The sequence below is a fragment of the Paenibacillus sp. LRG-1 genome (genome assembly GCF_057220305.1).
This window is the reverse complement of the sequence record NZ_CM170126.1, coordinates 4290271-4307081: the sequence shown is the minus strand read 5'-3', so window position 1 is coordinate 4307081 and position 16811 is coordinate 4290271. Positions and strand designations below refer to the sequence as shown.

At 44.3% G+C, this 16811-nt stretch carries 20 protein-coding genes; 14 read left to right on the top strand and 6 right to left on the bottom strand.

Annotated elements, in window-relative coordinates; translation table 11 throughout:
- Positions 1–142: 142 nt before the first annotated feature.
- The 5 genes from ACUUJN_RS19015 to ACUUJN_RS18995 all read left to right on the top strand — a co-directional run bounded on the left by ACUUJN_RS19015 (position 143) and on the right by ACUUJN_RS18995 (position 4393).
- Positions 143–931: an isocitrate lyase/PEP mutase family protein gene (locus ACUUJN_RS19015; protein WP_028542253.1), complete on the top strand. Its 789-nt coding sequence runs from the start codon at positions 143–145 to the stop codon at positions 929–931.
- Between the two features lie 37 nt (positions 932–968).
- On the top strand, positions 969–1529 hold the full coding sequence (locus ACUUJN_RS19010; protein ID WP_076157436.1) for a bifunctional transcriptional activator/DNA repair enzyme AdaA: 561 nt from the start codon (positions 969–971) through the stop codon (positions 1527–1529).
- A gap of 25 nt (positions 1530–1554) precedes the next feature.
- Positions 1555–2040, top strand: a complete 486-nt coding sequence (locus ACUUJN_RS19005; RefSeq protein WP_076157426.1) for a methylated-DNA--[protein]-cysteine S-methyltransferase — start codon at positions 1555–1557, stop codon at positions 2038–2040.
- 194 nt (positions 2041–2234) lie between these two features.
- Positions 2235–2342 carry a hypothetical protein gene (locus ACUUJN_RS19000; protein WP_484668811.1) on the top strand — a complete coding sequence of 36 codons (108 nt, stop codon included), beginning with the start codon at positions 2235–2237 and terminating at the stop codon, positions 2340–2342.
- 167 nt (positions 2343–2509) lie between these two features.
- The gene (locus ACUUJN_RS18995; RefSeq protein ID WP_484668810.1) at positions 2510–4393 is read left to right on the top strand and encodes a stalk domain-containing protein; all 1884 of its coding nucleotides are present in this window, start codon (positions 2510–2512) and stop codon (positions 4391–4393) included.
- A gap of 86 nt (positions 4394–4479) precedes the next feature.
- On the opposite strand, the gene ACUUJN_RS18990 is transcribed toward ACUUJN_RS18995, so the two are convergent.
- Positions 4480–5037: a YdhK family protein gene (locus tag ACUUJN_RS18990; protein WP_339200636.1), complete on the bottom strand. Its 558-nt coding sequence runs from the start codon at positions 5035–5037 to the stop codon at positions 4480–4482.
- 287 nt (positions 5038–5324) lie between these two features.
- Between ACUUJN_RS18990 and ACUUJN_RS18985 the strand changes: the two genes are divergently transcribed.
- The 3 genes from ACUUJN_RS18985 to ACUUJN_RS18975 all read left to right on the top strand — a co-directional run bounded on the left by ACUUJN_RS18985 (position 5325) and on the right by ACUUJN_RS18975 (position 8160).
- Positions 5325–6164: a MetQ/NlpA family ABC transporter substrate-binding protein gene (locus ACUUJN_RS18985; RefSeq protein WP_071558422.1), complete on the top strand. Its 840-nt coding sequence runs from the start codon at positions 5325–5327 to the stop codon at positions 6162–6164.
- A gap of 69 nt (positions 6165–6233) precedes the next feature.
- Entirely contained in the window at positions 6234–7409 is a 1176-nt protein-coding gene (locus ACUUJN_RS18980) for an aminotransferase class I/II-fold pyridoxal phosphate-dependent enzyme (RefSeq protein WP_081365969.1), read from the top strand.
- Between the two features lie 40 nt (positions 7410–7449).
- Positions 7450–8160, top strand: a complete 711-nt coding sequence (locus ACUUJN_RS18975) for a 5'-methylthioadenosine/adenosylhomocysteine nucleosidase (RefSeq protein WP_013311357.1) — start codon at positions 7450–7452, stop codon at positions 8158–8160.
- Positions 8161–8178: 18 nt separating this feature from the next.
- On the opposite strand, the gene ACUUJN_RS18970 is transcribed toward ACUUJN_RS18975, so the two are convergent.
- From ACUUJN_RS18970 to ACUUJN_RS18955, 4 genes are all read right to left on the bottom strand, one after another.
- The gene (locus ACUUJN_RS18970) at positions 8179–8664 is read right to left on the bottom strand and encodes a DUF5381 family protein (RefSeq protein WP_023989721.1); all 486 of its coding nucleotides are present in this window, start codon (positions 8662–8664) and stop codon (positions 8179–8181) included.
- Positions 8657–9493 (bottom strand): hypothetical protein, encoded by an 837-nt coding sequence (locus ACUUJN_RS18965; RefSeq protein ID WP_053325888.1) that lies wholly within the window; start codon positions 9491–9493, stop codon positions 8657–8659. Before ACUUJN_RS18965 ends, ACUUJN_RS18970 begins: the two co-directional genes overlap by 8 nt.
- 33 nt (positions 9494–9526) lie before the next feature.
- A complete protein-coding gene (locus tag ACUUJN_RS18960) occupies positions 9527–10612 on the bottom strand; it encodes a WXG100 family type VII secretion target (RefSeq protein ID WP_053325887.1) in 1086 nt (361 codons plus the stop codon).
- A gap of 272 nt (positions 10613–10884) precedes the next feature.
- Complete coding sequence (locus ACUUJN_RS18955) at positions 10885–11631, bottom strand: MORN repeat-containing protein (RefSeq protein WP_338532707.1); 747 nt, start codon at positions 11629–11631, stop codon at positions 10885–10887.
- 158 nt (positions 11632–11789) lie between these two features.
- Between ACUUJN_RS18955 and ACUUJN_RS18950 the strand changes: the two genes are divergently transcribed.
- The 5 genes from ACUUJN_RS18950 to ACUUJN_RS18930 all read left to right on the top strand — a co-directional run bounded on the left by ACUUJN_RS18950 (position 11790) and on the right by ACUUJN_RS18930 (position 15395).
- On the top strand, positions 11790–12716 hold the full coding sequence (locus ACUUJN_RS18950; RefSeq protein WP_338532706.1) for a cell division protein ZipA C-terminal FtsZ-binding domain-containing protein: 927 nt from the start codon (positions 11790–11792) through the stop codon (positions 12714–12716).
- Positions 12717–12736: 20 nt separating this feature from the next.
- Complete coding sequence (locus ACUUJN_RS18945) at positions 12737–13438, top strand: DUF1963 domain-containing protein (RefSeq protein ID WP_076295520.1); 702 nt, start codon at positions 12737–12739, stop codon at positions 13436–13438.
- Between the two features lie 99 nt (positions 13439–13537).
- Entirely contained in the window at positions 13538–14017 is a 480-nt protein-coding gene (locus tag ACUUJN_RS18940; protein ID WP_076295519.1) for a DUF6097 family protein, read from the top strand.
- A gap of 33 nt (positions 14018–14050) precedes the next feature.
- Positions 14051–14518, top strand: coding sequence for a hypothetical protein (locus ACUUJN_RS18935; RefSeq protein ID WP_023989714.1), 468 nt, complete (start codon positions 14051–14053; stop codon positions 14516–14518).
- 79 nt (positions 14519–14597) lie between these two features.
- Complete coding sequence (locus tag ACUUJN_RS18930) at positions 14598–15395, top strand: hypothetical protein (RefSeq protein ID WP_076295518.1); 798 nt, start codon at positions 14598–14600, stop codon at positions 15393–15395.
- Between the two features lie 29 nt (positions 15396–15424).
- Here ACUUJN_RS18930 and ACUUJN_RS18925 read toward each other — a convergent pair whose 3' ends face one another.
- Positions 15425–15847, bottom strand: coding sequence for a hypothetical protein (locus ACUUJN_RS18925; RefSeq protein ID WP_076295517.1), 423 nt, complete (start codon positions 15845–15847; stop codon positions 15425–15427).
- 169 nt (positions 15848–16016) lie between these two features.
- Between ACUUJN_RS18925 and ACUUJN_RS18920 the strand changes: the two genes are divergently transcribed.
- The gene (locus ACUUJN_RS18920) at positions 16017–16805 is read left to right on the top strand and encodes a YwiC-like family protein (protein ID WP_254347582.1); all 789 of its coding nucleotides are present in this window, start codon (positions 16017–16019) and stop codon (positions 16803–16805) included.
- Positions 16806–16811: the final 6 nt, after the last annotated feature.

Here is a 16811-nt window from a genome sequence, read left to right as displayed (position 1 = left end):
TTTTCAAAAATTATGATTTATATGTGAATAAATGGACCTAGTTGTTCCTAGATTCCTACAGATCATAAGTGCAAGAATGAGGACGAAACAAAGATAGCCTCTTGATAAAATGAGTTACATCACATATCAGGAGGCTATATTTATGAACAAAATTCATCAGTTTCATGCACTTCACACATCAGAGGAACTTTTATTTTTAGGGAACGCCTGGGATATGCTATCTGCGGTGGCTCTGGAGAAGGCAGGCTTTAAGGCGATAGGTACGACGAGCTGGGGAATTGCCAATACGCTTGGATTCTCAGATGGAGAGCTTATTGATTTTGACCAGCATGTAAGCATTATTCGGACGATTGCTGAGCATGTTCAGATTCCAGTGTCGGCAGATATTGAAGCAGGATATGGGGAGGATACGGCAACGATTGTTGAGCATGTTTTAAGGATAGCCGATGTGGGAGTTGCAGGGATTAATATTGAGGATTCTTTGAAAACGAAAAAGGGACTTCGAGAAGTGGGCCTGCACAGTAACCTGTTGTCCAAAATAAGAACAGCATTGGATACGCGTGGGTTTAAAAAGTTTTTTATAAACGCAAGAACGGATACATATTTGCAGATGGATGCCCCACTTTCAGAGACCATAGAGCGGGCCAAAGCGTATGTGGATAGTGGTGCGAGCGGAATTTTTGTTCCAGGATTAAAGCGTGATGAAGAGATCAGGGAAGTTGTGTTTCATATACATGCTCCGCTTAATGTTTTATCCCTGCCGGGTCTGACGAATGTCCACCAGCTTCAGCAGTTAGGAGTTAAACGGTTTAGCTTTGGAAATGCATTTTCTGATAAGATAATAGTTGCTTTGCAAAAGAATGCAGAACAGTTGATAGAGCTTCAAGATACATCACATTTTTATGAGGATTTTGCAAAATCCTTGAGCTAGATGAATATGAACTATAGAAAGGACTGAGCATTCGATCATGGCTAACCTTAGTCTTTCTTTTGAAGAAATGTGGGAGAAAATTATAGCGTGTGATCGTAAGTATGACGGGTTGTTTTTTACTGCTGTGAAAACAACCCGCATATACTGCCGACCTTCCTGTCGATCCAAAAAGCCGAAGAAAATAAATGTGGAGTTTTACTTTGATTTGGACAAAGTGGAAAAGGCGGGTTTTCGTGCTTGCAAAAGATGCCAGCCCCATACAGACCATTCGCCGTATATCAGACTTGTGCAGAATGTAGTAACCTTCTTGGTCAATCATTACAAGGAAAAAATTGTATTGCAGGATATTGCGGATCATATCGGAATAAGCTCCTTTTACTTGGATCGGATCTTTAAACAGGAAACCGCCGAAACCCCGCGTACGTATTTGGAAAAAATAAGAGTAGATAAGGCAGCCTATCTTCTTAAAAGTACAAATCTTACGAATCTTGAGATTTGTTATGAGACGGGATTCCAAAGTTCCTCCCATTTCTATAAGGCGTTTCGCAGCTTGAACCATTGTTCTCCTAGTGAGTATAGAAAGTTGAGTAAGGAATAGATAAGGAAGGAGGTTGTATCCTTTTATGAGTGAACTTTACGTATTGAAGTATGTATCGCCGATTGGAGAGATAGAGATACAGGGCACAAATGAGGCTGTCTATTCTATTATGTTCTCTAATCGGAATGAGCCCTTAACGAGGGCTATAGAAGAGGTTCCAATCCAAGTATTAGCGGAATGCGCTACCCAGCTTGACGAGTATTTTAAAGGAGAGCGCTTTGAGTTTACGTTTCCTTATGCCTTTGAAGGTACGGATTTTCAGCAAAAAGTATGGAATGCTCTGGTGTCCGTGGGGTACGGTAAAACGACAGCTTATAAAGATATTGCTCTTGCTATTGGAAATGAAAAAGCGATCCGAGCCGTAGGCAGTGCTAATGGAAAAAATAAGCTGAGCATTGTGATTCCATGTCACCGAATTATCGGTTCCAATCAGAAACTAACGGGCTATGCAGGAGGGCTATGGAGAAAAGAATGGTTGCTCCAGCATGAAAAGCGTTGTCTGAGGCCCTAAGGAGGGTTCGTAGATGAGAGACATATATTTGAAAGAGTTTAAGCCGGAGAACTGGGCCAACATGGTTCAGATCTATCAGGAGCGGTATGCACAGGTAGATCCGGCTATAAGAGCAAAAGTGGTCGAAAGTAAAATTCCCAAGGAGATTCAGATTGTGCTGCTGCCCGATATGGGGGAATATTTGCCTGACTTGGATGGATCGAAAAGTCCCCGCACTTGGCAACGAAACACCGTCGGATTATTTGAAAAGCGAAGAAGGCACTAAAGCACTGAAGGCGGCCATATTACGTATGCCACGTTGAAGAAGCGGGCCAAGGAGATACATATGAACATTGAACAGATGAACAGAGCGCGAATGATGGAAAAAGTGAGTTCGCATATCCATAACTGTAATCAGATGGCATGAACTTCATCTAACCCTATGCTATGATTTACCGACAAGACTATAGATTCAAAAGGGGAAATAAGAATGAAGCTCAAAAGAATGATGTTCCTACTTTCGTTTTTAACGATACTCGTAGGGTTGTTCACTTTATGTACAGAAAGTGTTCAGGCTGCCAATTCGACAGTATTCAAAGATGGAGATAAGCTTAAGCTTATTCTTGATGATGGTAATGGAGTAAACAGAGTGTTTAAATTTGATCTCCCGTTTACGATTAAGCCTGATACACCAATTCGTCTGTATAGCAACAACATTGAAATTCCTTCTGGTGACTTTACGATCGATTATGCCAACTCCACAATTACGATTGCAGATTCACGACCAGCACCTGGGCCAGGATCAGAAAATCATATAGAACTTCCTATAGCTATAACTATGAAAGGGACTGTGCAGTCAGTCGATGAATCTACAGTAACTCCACTTGCTGAGGAGCCGAAAGTAACGCAGCCTGAGGTGGAGACCAATATAAAAGAGATTCCCACTCCCAGTGAACCCAAAGTTGCTCAACCTGTGGATGAACCGAAAGTCATTGAACCTCAAGTAACCCAGCCTGTCGTGGAGCCTAAAGTGGACCAAGAGGTGGATGAGTCACCGGAAATCCCTTTGTCTATCCCGTCTGGAGAAAATTTTCCGGGTACATTTACAATCAACTCTTCAGGTACGTCATTTTCGGTTCGTTTGAAATTGAAAAATATTCAACCCACGTACACTTCATATGTTATGGTCAAAAATGCGGATGCTCAATTAATTAAACGGATTCAGTTCGAACCGGAAACAACGTTTAGCTACCCTTTGAGTAACCTGAATTTATCTACAGGTGGATATTACTTTTATATCAAAATGATCGATCAGTCGGGAAATTCGGCAGCGTCTGTACCCCAATTTGTTCCTATAAATAATAACAAGGCTCAGCAGGTTGAGGTGTTTATAGACGGTAAACTGCAACAATATGAGCAGCCTGCGACCTCTATTAGCGGAAGTATGCTGGTGCCATTTCGTGCCGTTTTTGAGGCGCTTGGGGCGAAAGTGAAGTGGGATGGAGCTACCAAGACCGTTACTGCAACCAAAGGAAATACAACGATCAAGTTAACTGTAGGCTCCAGGGATGCCTATATCAACGGAAAATTAGTGCGTCTCAATGCGGCGCCAAGACTCATTAACGGCAAAGTAATGGTTCCTATTCGCTTTGTAAGTGAGGCGCTGGGTGCGAAGGTAAAGTGGAATATTGCAGCTCAGAGCGTTGTGATTTTCCTTGCCCCACCGCAGGTTTTGACAACCAGTGAAAGTGAACAATTAATGGAGGAAAATGAAGATGCTTCCGAATCACAATCCAATCCAACGATTCTGAAAAAGATATCCACCACCTTCTCCAAATCTACGGATATTGTGTTCGTTATAGATGTTACGAGTAGTATGACAGGGACGCTGGATTATGTGAGACAGAAGGTGAAAGGCTTTGTTGATTCCGTTCCAGCAGGTTCCCAATTTGCTGTCGTTGCATTTCGGGATATCAATCTGAAGGCAGATAAAGATTTAGAATTTTTGGAGTTTACGACCGATAAAAACAAGTTAAAAGGTAATTTGAATATGCTGCGCCCTTCCGCTGGCGGGGATTTGAAGGAATCGGGATTAGAGGCTATTCAGTTAGCTATAAGTAAATTTCCCAAGAATTCTAATTCCAAAACAATTATATTCATTACAGATGCACCAGTTCATGATAAAAATACAGCTCTGGGTAAAGCCCGTTTTTCAGTAGATGAAATCAACGAGCAATTACAGAAAAATGGTGTTATTTTTAATGCAATCGTGCCTGCGAATGGACTAGCCAACAAACAAATGAAAAAGCTTGTAGAAACCAACAAAGGGACTTTGTATGACATCAAGGATGCCAAGCTGAATTTAGCAAAGTAGGTTTGTCCAAACTCAAATAAAGCCGTATAAAGGGAGCCGATGTAAGGCTCCCTTTTGCTATCATAAGCGCCTGTGTTGTAAGAGTTCTAATGGGCTGAAAGCTCACTCTCCGTCACCCATTTATGATTTTTGACAGGCTCTCCTCCTGTAGTCGGCGTATAATCGACCATATATACAGTCGTTGGCTCGGCGGAATCAATGGTAGCCTTAGCCCCATCCATCCCCTTCATATGATCTGCCCCAAGGATAATTTCTGTGCCCGGTGCATAGGGCTCGCTACCTGCATCTTTAATCTCTTCATGAATAACCCACTTATGATTATTCACTTTTTCTTCTCCAGTGGTTGGAGTATATGAGACTGTATAAGCAGTAGTCGTATAAGCACCAACAATCGTGGCAGTAGCCCCATTCATGCCTGCCATATGGTCGGCTTGGATAGTCGCTTGGCTACCAACTTTGAAGGCTGGATTTTCAGCTTCTTTTAGTCCGGCAGGAAGCTCACTGGAAGTGGAATGGTTCATATCCGATGTGTCGTGTTGTTGACTGCTGTTTGTCGTGTGCTCCTGGTTCGACATGTTACTGTTCCCGCACCCACTCAAAATAATCATGACTGCACCAGCGAGCAAAGCCCATTGCATTCTCATATTTACAGCTCCTTTAGGGTTTTAATTACATATTTAAAATACCCCTATGGGGTATTTTTAAAACGGAAGTATATGACAAACTTGTGAAGTGTTTTGCTTTCAGGAGGATCTCCTGTTGTGCCCCCTTTTTTGCTATGCAGAAGATGCGTAATTAAATGTTGTTGACAGTGAATAAAAAATCATTGTAATATCTATAAAACGCATCAAATTACTTGGTATTTTGAGCGACTGTAACATTCTAACTCACCAAAAGTAGATGATATCAAGGAGCAGGGGGAGACATCAAAATGAAGAAACCATGGATTTCATTTATATTGCTGCTGGGAGCAGTCGTGCTTTTTATTTCAGGTTGCGGCAGCAAGAATACGTTGGGCAACGCTGCGGGTGAAGAAAAGAAAACACTGCATATCAGCTTTAATCCCGGTCCATATAGCGATCAGTTTAAGAATGGTGTGGCTCCATATTTGGAGAAGAAAGGCTATACGATTACATATAAAGAGTTTACAGACGGTGTTCAGCCCAATGTAGCCGTGGCTAAGGGGGATATTGATGCTAATGTGTTCCAGCATTCGCTTTACCTGGATTCTATGAATAAGCGGGAGAATATTGATCTGATTGGTGCTGTGCAGGTCCCGACTCCTCCAATGGGATTGTACTCCAGCAAGCACACCAGCCTTGACGAAATCAGCGATGGAGCCCAAATCAACCTGCCCAACGAGCCAGTCAATATGCTGCGTGCGCTGAATATTTTGAAGGAAGTAGGCTGGATTACGTTAAAGGACAAAATCGATCCATTGCAAACCTCGGTGAATGACGTCACCTCTAATCCGCATCATCTGCAATTTGTTGCTACCGACCCGGCACAGGGGCCACGTGCACTAGAGGATGTTGATTTTGCGGCTATACAAGGGAACTTTGCTGTATCGAATGGAATAAAGCTGACCTCGGCATTAAAGCTTGAAAATATGACAGATCCGTTCACGAACGTGGTAGCTGTGGACAACAAGAACAAGGATAAGCCCTTCGTCAAAGACATTATTGAAGGATATCATTCAGATGAATTCCAAAAGTACATCCAATCGAATCCTGTTTATGAAGGCTACAAGCTACCAAGCTATTTCAAATAATATGGGGTATTATCTTCTGCGGGCTGACGTTGTCAGCCTGTATCTTATGGATAAAAGGTGGAGATGAACGTGATTTTTTCATCCTCTGATCTCGTCAAGGCTCTGCCTGACAACTATTTTAGCGCAATGGATGACAAAGTGAATCTGTATAAAAGCAAAGGAATAGATGTAATCAATTTGGCAGCCGGCAACCCGGATCAGCCAACACCGGCGCATATCATCAGCGCTTTGAAGGAAGCGGTCGATCAACCGATCAATCAGGGCTATCCACCTTTTCATGGGAAAAAAAGCACGCTGGAGGCTGTCGCCGCGTTCTATAAACGGGAGTATCAGGTGGAGCTGGATCCTGACCGGGAGGTTGCCATATTCAACGGCTCAGCCATAGGCGTAATGGGGATTCCACAGGCGCTGCTGAATCCCGGTGATTGGTTATTGACCACCGATCCGGCATATCCCCAATATTATTCCGCTGCTGCGCTGGCAAGAGCCCATATTCATACGATTCCGCTTGATGAGAAGCATGGCTTCTTGCCTGATTATACAACCGTGCCGGAAGAAATCGCAGAGCAGGTCAAATTGCTCATGATTAATTATCCGAACAATCCGACTGGAGCAGTAGCTACTGCAGATTTTCTGACAAAGACGCTGGATTATGCCGCTCGATATCAGTTTCCGGTTATGAATGATTTTGCTTACGGTGCTCTTGGATTTGACGGGCATAAGCCGATTAGTTTATTGCAAATCCCCGGCGGCAAGGAATATGGCGTCGAGACGTATACGGCTTCCAAAACGTATAACATGGCTGGATGGCGCTTCGGCTTTGCAGTGGGAAATTCGTCCATCATTGGTGCGCTCAAGCATTATCATACGCATGCCTACAGCACTGTTTTTGGAGCGGTACAGGATGCGGGGGCTGTGGCATTGCTGGGCACGCAGGAACCGGTACGGGAACTCGCGGCGTTATATGAGCGGCGCCGTGATATTCTCATTGCAGCGTTACGAGGTATTGGCTGGGATGTAGCTGTTCCCCAAGGGTCTTTTTTTGCCTGGTTCAAGGTGCCAGAGGGTTACACATCCGCTTCATTTGCAGACTTTTTATTGGACGAGGCACATGTTGCGGTCGCCCCTGGAGAAGGCTTTGGTCGTGCGGGAGCTTCTTATGTGCGGGTCAGTCTGGTGAACAGTGAAGAAAGGCTGCTGGAGGCGGTGCAGCGCATCGCAGCAACGGGTATTTTTCAAGTATAAGCTGGAATACAAGGAATTCATGGAGGGAGCGAGAAGAACTTTGAGTATAGCGATTATCGGAGCCATGGAGGAAGAAATAGCAGATTTGAAAGCGCAGATCGAAGGGATAAAGATGACCCAGATTGCGAACGGGATTTTTTATACAGGCCAGCTTGAGGGCAAGGAGGTTATTCTGCTGCAATCAGGAATTGGCAAAGCGAACGCAGCCTCGACTACGGCGCTGCTGATTGAGCGATTTAGCCCGGAGCTTGTCATTAATACCGGGTCTGCGGGTGGGCTCGATCCAGCGCTGCATGTTGGCGATGTTGTAGTGGCGACCGAGCTGACTTACAGCGATGTGGACGGAACGGCGTTCGGCTATACCTACGGACAGGTGCCACAGATGCCGGCAAGTTATCCTGTCGATCCAGCGCTGCTTGCTTTTGCGACAGAAGCGCTGGCGGAGACCAGGATTGAGGGGCAGATCGTCAACGGATTGATTACGACGGCTGACTCTTTCATCTCCCAGGCTGAGCGCGCCCATTTTATCCGTAGCCAGTTTCCTGAAGCGAAAGTGACGGATATGGAAGGGGCCGCGGTCGTTCAGACTGCGTACCAGTTTGGTGTTCCGTTTTTGGCTGTCCGTTCTTTGTCTGATCTTGCCGGTGTAGAAGCGGCGGATTCTTTTGACTCCAATCTTGATTTGGCTGCGGCCAACTCGGCAGCAGTGGTTGTGGCTCTTGTAGCTGCATATGATAGAGACAAGCTTTGACATATTCAATGGCACTATTCAGGAACGTTTTTTCTTTGGCTTGCCATGCTGGTTAATGAGAGTTCGAAGTTGTTTCCCGGCTTGGTTTAGCTCAACATCGTTCAACACATAATCGGTGCTGACTTCCCAGGTGCTGTGGTCATTCAGATGAAAAATAAAGGCGGGAAAGCGAGGACGCAACCATTTGCGGATGGAGGCCCCTTCGAATTCGACTTTAGTGATTGCAGACCATGGGACAGTTCGAATACCATCGGAAATGCTGTGCTCGTCAAAAATGAACAGATAGGTATCCTTACGAAGCGTTCTGCTCAAACAAACCACAAGATAGCTACCGAAAAAAGGAAGTCCGACAATGGCGGACGTAATAAAGAAGAAGATTTGTAGAGCTGAGATATCTTCGTCGATAAAAATGAGCAGCAGCAAAAGCAGACAAATCAGCACAAACATCAAGCTGCCCATGGCTTTCCAAAATGCCAAAGATCTTCGATATACAATTTTATCCACGGAATACCGCCTCGTCGCGTACAAACTCCTGAATGAAATAAGTTATTCGTTCTCTCCAGTCAGCTTCGGTTACACTTTCAATACGCAGACATGGGGTGGCCTGCATATCCAGTTCTGTATTTCTTACGATCCACACATCATTCGTTCCTTTAAGAACAAATAGTAGATTTGTAACGGAAGGTCCATCTTCATCCGTATCCGCGTATATCATCTGGCTCAAATTATCTAGGCTACACTGATTACGATCAAAATCCTCTCGCCAGTCTTGTATTATTTGCTGAGCGGACTCATGAAGCTTCCACGTTGTCATTTGCTGCATGCTGAAGCTGGAAGAGGTTAACTCATTCCACTGTTCTTCTGTCAGATCGACGTATCGGCTGTGCTCATTGAAGTTCGAAGCAAGCAGGCCGAACAATTGATCAATGTCGTGATGCCAGTCTTCTGGGGAAGACCAGCGAAAGAAATGGAGTTCATTGTGGCTGGAAAAATGATACAGAAAACGTTCATTTCCATGGTGTATCGTTAATGTATTTTGCTTATCCTGTTGCTCCTTGTAGCCACGTAGCATCTGACGACTTTGTACCAGATGAGCTAGCATTTCAACAATGAACGCATCAAATTCAAGCTGTTGTTGCTCGTCATCTCGTTGTTCCATCAAACCCTTGGATATCAGGCTATGCGTTGCGGCATGAAAAAGCAGTTCCCAGCGATCTTCGGTCAGTTCCCCGTAATAAGATTGGAGCAGACCAGAAGCCATGTCTTCTGCGCCCAGTGCGGTCAAGGCAAAGCCTAGTTCCTCAAGCGTTAAAATTACCGTTTGTTTGTCCATAGTTAGGCTCCTTCTCCATCTGTTAGGTGTATGTCATTTAAATAGTTTGCTGGCCCAACGTATCCCTTTTTCGGCGAATTTGGCGACCTTTCCACCTGCCCAGCTTCCCACCGTACCGCCGACGTAAGCACCGACGGCTGCACCGACCGGACCACCGATAGCGCCGCCTACGGCTCCCAAAGCAACAGCACCGCCATAAGTTGCAGCGGTTTTAATCGCTACGTTAGAAGCAGATACAGCCACATCCGTTCCGGTAAGCTTCCCGCTTTTCCATTTTCCAGCCAGACTGATACCCTCGCCCACAATATTCATGGTGGCATTAATAGGGTATAGCTTTTTGGCAATCATGCCGGGAATTTGGCGGGTGGCTATGCCGTAACGGCCTTTTTCCACCCCGGCGATGACGTTCCGCGTCCACTGAGGAAAGCTATTGGCTTTGTTGAATCCGAGGCCAAGCTTACCCATTTGAAGCTTTCCAGCTAAACGATCAAAGCCCTTTAAACCCTTCATCACAATACCGGGTTTAGCGAATTGGCGGTTTAGGCTTTTGCCCAAATTACGCATAAACGCATTGTTACCCTTGCCATTCACCCATGCCGCATTATGTATAACCGCTCGAGTGGGATTCTTCAGACTTTTCTTGAATTCTACTGTTTTGGTGAGCACAAGTGTGGAAGCCAGACCGCTATAGATAGCTGTTCCGGCAAATCCCAGTTGCCCGCGCCATTTATTGGCTTCTGAAATGCTGTTAATAGCTATATCTGCTGGATCGGGTCCTTTTTTCCCGGAAGTTGCCCCTTCACTGCTGCCGATCTGTCCTCTGTGATCTCCTTTATTAATACCCGTGTCTGCTTGTGTATCTGTTTCCTTGAATTTTACTGCAATGGAACGCAGCTCTGTGCTGACAGAACCGACAGTTTGAGTGAAAGCATCCATTTGTCCACGCGCTTTATGAAAATCCTGATAAAAGCGCTGCTGTGTTGTTCCTGCCCAGCTATTTTCCAACATCTGAATATGCTGTGACAGTTGTCCGCAAATTTGTGCCCCCAGCTCACGTGCCTGTGCGAACTGCCTGGAAACCGCCTCAAGTTTCTCAGGAGGAACCATAATTTTTGCCATGATGTCCACCTCGGATGATTAAAATAATTACTTATATTCTAGTGAATCTAGTGGGGGTTAGCAAAAAAAGGAGGGGATTCAAGTGAAAAATAAGTCATTTGTATGAGTTCCTGAGGATTTATAAGGGAGAATAGTAGGAGGTGTTATGCTCCGAAGTTCTTATATGTCATTCATAACGAAACAAAAAAAAGCCACTCTTTTCAAATGGAGCTTTCCATTAGAAAGAGAGGCCTTCTTGCGTAGAGGCTAATACATATTTCGCGTCGTTTTAATTATTTTAGCGGAATATGCTTGGACAGCTTTTCAAACTGCTGCAAATAAGGAGTGACCTCGGCAGTAATTCCTTTGAGATACTTGATGGACGCTTGTCTTTGACGTTCTTTGGTAGCAGTCTCTTCAGGGAACATAGAGTATTCCTTTTGGACAGAGCCATTTTTATAATTTACGGAGAAGAGATCTCCTTTTTGCCATCTTTGGACCAGATCTTGATTACTGTGCAAGATATTTAGTATTTCTTTGCTATTTTTATAAGTGAAGCTGTAGTCTGGATCTGCCACAGCGTGGATCACTTGGTAGCCACTCTGTAATCCATTGTTCTGAAAGGTACCTACTTGGATCTCGTTCGAACGTACGGTTCCGTCCATTTGTGTCACTTTTTCAGTCTGCGTACCCTTGCCACTCATCGTGTCATTGCTCCATGTGCCGTTGTATACGACTTTATGATTTTGTCCATCTGCATCCGTGTATTGATTTATATATTTTCCAGTACCTGAACGCTTGCCATTCACAAAATCACCCGAATACTGCTTATATTCGCTCCATTTGATCGTACCACGTCCGTTGGGCTGCCCATTCTCGACCTCTCCATAGTAAGTCGTCTGACCGGATAGCTGAAGCAATTCCTTGGTTGCAGCCGCATTCGCCGCAGGTGTACTTACAGACAGCGCTCCAGATATTAGCGATGCGGACACCATAATAGGCAGAGACAAAGCCTTCCCTTGTTGCCAAAGTTTTTGCATCACGAGTTCTCCCCTTTCGAAGCTTTGAATTTCTAAAAGTTAAGTTCAACGACCCAGCACCGTTTTATACTATTTTGTGCTTGGTGAGTTATAGTTTAATATAGATTGAGAATTATAGGAAACTGTAAAGTGAAAACAGCTAGCTAGGAGGGAGATTCATGAATTTACCCGAACATGGGAGTGAGGATGTATCTAGCATCCTTGCCGTGGAGTTGGAACATGAGCCTGTGAAGACCATAAAAGGAATCCATCAAGTGGAGCCTGATTCTAATATCTATTGGCTGATTGACGTGGAATTCAGCGGTTTTACGTTATCAGATGAGGATATTTTGCAATTGCTTAAGGGGTATATCGTGTATGGACATGTGCATGATTTGCAGATATGGACTAGTGTGGGACGCAGATCGGCAGGCGAATGCCATTTTGATAAAATCTGTATTTGTATGGATATATTCGATAATGTAGAGATGCAGATTCGTTTAGATGAAGCCAAGGTTGCAGACTTTATGAACACACTGCCAGCGCGTTTTCAGGGGAAGGGCACCGTTCATGTGCTTCCTCGGGAGGATGCTGCCCGTGCACGTGTAAAAGCGGAAAAACTTAAAGCATTTACAGATCAGGAAGGTGAAAGGGAACACGCTGTCATGCTTAGGCTGGTGGCGGATCAAGGCCAATCTTACCGTGGAGCGGATATCTGGGATGTCATGCTGAGCCTCGGAATGGAGTGGGGAGATATGGATATTTTCCATGCACACCATCACGGGCTGGGAGGCTATGATGAACTATTTAGCGTACATACGGGAACCGAGCCTGGATTTTTTTGGTTGAGTACACTCGCAGAGGATCGCTTTGCAGATTTGATTTTCAGTATGGATGGGGTACGGACCGTGCAGCCGCAAACTGTGTTTGAGACGATGTGGAAAAGTGCCGAATATGCATGCGCCAGACTCGGCGGGACATTAGTGAATGAACAGGGTCTGCCAGCTGTGCAGGAAGATTATCTACATCAGATTCAAGAGATGGAAGACCGCTTAAGTGAGTTTGGTTTTAAAGCAGGAGAGGATGTTGTTGCGTTTCTATTCTAGATTAGAAAGGAGTGGTTTCGTTGTCCAGCAACGCTATTGAGAAGCTAAGAACGATTCTAAAACGTAAAGCTACTATTTTCCATACAGGGGGCCGTAGACCGTCCGGTTCCCTTGAACAGAGCTGGATTGGTAGAGTTACAGTGGCTTTGCCAACGGAGGAGCAACCCATTGATGTACAGGGGAATGTTATGGCTCCGATCATGCAATTGTATTTGCCTGCCTTGCCCTTTGTTCCTCCGGTTATACACAGTGTCAAGCTGTTGACGGTCTTTCTGTCTCCTGATGTACTGGATCATGAGGACATGGAAGGATATATGTGTATTCGTGAGTATACGTCGTTAGAGGATTTGGTTGAAAAAGATTTTGGTCCGGCATTTATGCAAATCAAAGCATTCCCGCTGTTCCCCGAACTCAAAGAGAATGATTATCCGGTCTGGGACGGTGAAGACATTCCTGAGGAATATGGCGATGCCCTCAACCATTTGGACGAGGAGGAACCCGACTATTTTGAGGACATCGTAGAGGAAATATATGCGGTTCACAAAATCGGTGGCTATCCCAGCTTTGTTCAATCGGGCATCGACTTTGGCGAGGGCTATGAATTTGTGTTTCAGATTGCTTCAGATGCCAAAGCCGAATTGAATATTGTCGATGGAGGCAGCTTTTATTTTGCCAAGCATCAGAATGAAGGAGCCTGGCGGGGTTACTTTGATTTTTACTGATTAGCTCACTTAGAGAGCAGTCTGGAACCGATCGTGTTGTAGAGCATGGCAACCCTATATACTCGTAAGTTAGACACTATTGAAGTGGAGTAAAAAGATATGAATGTTTTAGGTCAGCTGGGATCTGCTATCCAGAGTAGTTTATTTATTCAATCCGAATTGAAGAAAGCCTATGCATTTATTCAGAAGCACGATCTGCCTGTAGAGCAGGTAGAAAATGATTTTCACAAGCAGATCATCGTGCTGGAGCAATATGCTGGAACTCGCGTTTTTCAGCGAGGGCTTGCCAAATACAAAGTAATCAATGTAATGCTTATGATCATATCTGTGATCATATTGTTGGCAGCAGGCATCGTTGCGGCGGTAGAATATTTACAACCAGAACGACATTTGCTGCAAGTGGTGGCGAATGCCATGTTTGACTATTGGGTTCCCTCTATCACTTTGCTCAGTGTTGTATTCGTGAGTGTGATCGTTCTTGCCATCGTTAGAAATGTCTATGCCAGACGATTACATACGCACGTGCTAGATCGGGCCTGGCAGGCCATTTTCAATCATGAGGACAGAGAGCAGCTGTAGGAGATTGGCATAATAGCTGAAGGAGTGGCAGCAATGAATGACTGGGAATCGGGAATCATTCAGGTCGATGGTGAGCGTGCTATCTACTCATCTTTAACAGAAGATCAGTTGTTAGAGACCACTTGGTATTCGAAATATTTTCATTCTGTAAGAAGGCTAGGGAATGACTACATCTGGTATCATTTCGATCAGGTTTCTTTGCTGCGTCGGCATTTTTTTGTGTCTGTATGCTTTAAGGATACAAGCCTAATTGTCGTGGAGATTTCGCTTCAGGGCAATGAATTTCCAACTTCTTGGGATAATTGGTCTGAGGAAGGGGAGAGAAAGCGGCAAGGGGAGCATGATCGTTTGTTACAGCAACATTTGTCCGTGAAGCCAAGCTATCGTCAAACCAAGCCTTACCCCTATATGGAATATGAACTGAGCTGGGGGAAAATCTCTTCTTATTTTGACCCCCGGTCAGGAAATACGGCCATTGCTTTTAAATATAAAGATGAATAGCAATCTTACATAAAATGCACTACAACCCTGAGCTTTGTATTGGAGGTGAAGGGGTTGAGATGAGTAAGGGAGATGTGTTGTGGATAAAAAGGCAAAAAAAATACTGATGAACACATTCTGGTCCTCCAGCGGCTGGAAGCAGGAGCGGGGATCTTTTTCGGGTGAGGATTTTGAATATGCCAAAAGTAAGGGCTTGATGTTCGATCCGATCACCATTACACATAACGAGATTATAAACAGATTACATGAGCTGCATCAGCAAAAGGCTACAAAAGAGCGAGTGGCAGCAGCATTTTTGCACAGCCTTTCCACGAAAAAGGTTCATTTACGAAGCGCCTTATCGAGCTGGGCATTAACCGCTGGGCTTCCTTTGCACACCTATGGTGAGCGGCCTGTCGTCCTGCCCAATTACAGTAGCTGTGGGGACTGTAATTTTAATAAAGTGATGTCTGATAATGAATACGTCAATGAAGATTTGAATGTACTGAATTTTGAACGAATCAAATGGGGCGGTATTCGTCTGAACCACCTTCTATATTGCTGGATGGACCTTGAATTGTTCAGTCAAGAAGAGGATGTTCAGGTTTCCGATGAGGATCTAGCTATAATCCATAACATGCTCGAAGCTGTTCAGAACTGTGAGGCTCAAAGCAGTGCACGTCAATTGGAAAAGCGCTGGAAGGATGTGTTTCCATCCAGCAAAAACGAGCGTGATGTAGTCATGGAGGTGTGGGGATATGCCGGACTGCTGGTCCCACAGGACACGCCTCGTAAACGACAGCACGGCAATCATGATTTTTATTCCGTAGCAGCTTGGCAAGGAGATGACAGATACTCGCAGGAGGCGTTGGACTATTTCTTCGGTACGTTTTTATAGAGAAAGTGAATCGTTATGCCACATCTTGATCATGACGGTTCCTCAAACAACAAACGTTCTTCTTCCCGACTATGAATAGCATTGACAACCAGAAGCGCGTGGAACTGCTGAAGAACTTCAGGCGTAAGCCCTTCTTCACGGATCCCGGCTTTGAGCTCTTTTACAATGATTCGGAGCAGGTCATGATCCCGTGTAAGTTTGACGACAGCCTCCTGCAGTTCCGGTTTTTTATCGACCTTTTCCTGATAGAATCCTTCCTCTTCTGCATCAGCATGGCTGAGAATGCGGGTTTCCCAATATTCGATCAAGTGGTCGGCAGCCTGGCGCGCCACCTTGAATTCTTTTGCTTCGAGTAATTCTTCTACTTCTCTCGTCTTATCTAGAGCGCCAGTTAGCCCGCCTTGATGAATGGCATGATGAGCATGCAGTTGACGTAAAGAAGGTCCTCCCATAACAGTTCATCCTCTCTTTGTTCCCTTTTTTAGTACAGTATAGCATAAGAAAATAGCGTTATTTTTCCGGTTAGGATATTCCCCGCTAAGGAAAAGGGAACTCCCTAATTGGTTCAATTTCATATAATACTTAGAATGAAGTTAGAAGATAAAACTCAATCTTGGGGGAATGGATGATGAATCGATTAACCGAAATAACAGACATAAAAAAGATTGTGAAAAAAGGATCAAGGGTTTGAAGGGGATGAGCAGATACATACCTAATCAACATGGAGCCTGGGCCATGCTCGTTCTTCCATTTTTATTCGGTTTAGCTGCTTCTCGAGGGGAACTCATTCATATCCCCCTATTTGTGTGCTGGTTTTTTATCTACTTATTCAGTTTTCCTGTCCTCCAATGGATCAAAACAGGCAGCAGTGAAAGATACCGCAAACCCGCCGTTGTATACGGAGTGATATTACTTCCTTTGTTAATTTCACTGATATGGTTTGAGCCTGCCTTGATCTGGTATGGAGTTCTTCTATTGCTCTTTTTTATGGCTAATATTTATTTTGCAAAAACGAAAAATGAACGTGCTTTACTCAATGACATTGTTGCAATTCTACTCTTTTGTTCTTTTATATACCCTGTTATTTATATGGGGGGAGGAGAGGATTGGAGAGTAGCAACAGAGCTATTCTTACTTTTGATGCTTTACTTTATCGGAACTGCTTTGTATGTCAAAACGATCATTCGTGAAAGAAAAAATATACGTTACCATTATGCTTCCATCATCTATCATTTGGTGATTTTGTTGTTTGCTACCTGGTTAAAGTTACCTCTGTTTGTTCCTTTTTTGATTTTTTTGATACGAGCCATATGGCTTCCTAAACTCGGATTAAAGGCAAAACAAGTTGGCATGGCGGAAATTGGATTTTCAATGATGCTCTATGTTTTTGTGTTGTTTTTATACTTCTAAAAGGAG

Excerpts from the sequence above, each read along its gene's own strand:
- ACUUJN_RS18925 (WP_076295517.1), bottom strand. The coding sequence starts at position 15,847 with ATGGGAGGACCTTCTTTACGTCAACTGCATGCTCATCATGCCATTCAT.
- ACUUJN_RS18995 (WP_484668810.1), top strand. The coding sequence starts at position 2,510 with ATGAAGCTCAAAAGAATGATGTTCCTACTTTCGTTTTTAACGATACTC.
- ACUUJN_RS18985 (WP_071558422.1), top strand. The coding sequence starts at position 5,325 with ATGAAGAAACCATGGATTTCATTTATATTGCTGCTGGGAGCAGTCGTG.
- ACUUJN_RS19015 (WP_028542253.1), top strand. The coding sequence starts at position 143 with ATGAACAAAATTCATCAGTTTCATGCACTTCACACATCAGAGGAACTT.
- ACUUJN_RS18920 (WP_254347582.1), top strand. The coding sequence starts at position 16,017 with ATGGATGATGAATCGATTAACCGAAATAACAGACATAAAAAAGATTGT.
- ACUUJN_RS18955 (WP_338532707.1), bottom strand. The coding sequence starts at position 11,631 with ATGCAAAAACTTTGGCAACAAGGGAAGGCTTTGTCTCTGCCTATTATG.
- ACUUJN_RS19000 (WP_484668811.1), top strand. The coding sequence starts at position 2,235 with ATGGATCGAAAAGTCCCCGCACTTGGCAACGAAACACCGTCGGATTAT.
- ACUUJN_RS19005 (WP_076157426.1), top strand. The coding sequence starts at position 1,555 with ATGAGTGAACTTTACGTATTGAAGTATGTATCGCCGATTGGAGAGATA.
- ACUUJN_RS18950 (WP_338532706.1), top strand. The coding sequence starts at position 11,790 with ATGAATTTACCCGAACATGGGAGTGAGGATGTATCTAGCATCCTTGCC.
- ACUUJN_RS18965 (WP_053325888.1), bottom strand. The coding sequence starts at position 9,493 with ATGGACAAACAAACGGTAATTTTAACGCTTGAGGAACTAGGCTTTGCC.
- ACUUJN_RS18960 (WP_053325887.1), bottom strand. The coding sequence starts at position 10,612 with ATGGCAAAAATTATGGTTCCTCCTGAGAAACTTGAGGCGGTTTCCAGG.
- ACUUJN_RS18940 (WP_076295519.1), top strand. The coding sequence starts at position 13,538 with ATGAATGTTTTAGGTCAGCTGGGATCTGCTATCCAGAGTAGTTTATTT.
- ACUUJN_RS18990 (WP_339200636.1), bottom strand. The coding sequence starts at position 5,037 with ATGAGAATGCAATGGGCTTTGCTCGCTGGTGCAGTCATGATTATTTTG.
- ACUUJN_RS19010 (WP_076157436.1), top strand. The coding sequence starts at position 969 with ATGGCTAACCTTAGTCTTTCTTTTGAAGAAATGTGGGAGAAAATTATA.
- ACUUJN_RS18935 (WP_023989714.1), top strand. The coding sequence starts at position 14,051 with ATGAATGACTGGGAATCGGGAATCATTCAGGTCGATGGTGAGCGTGCT.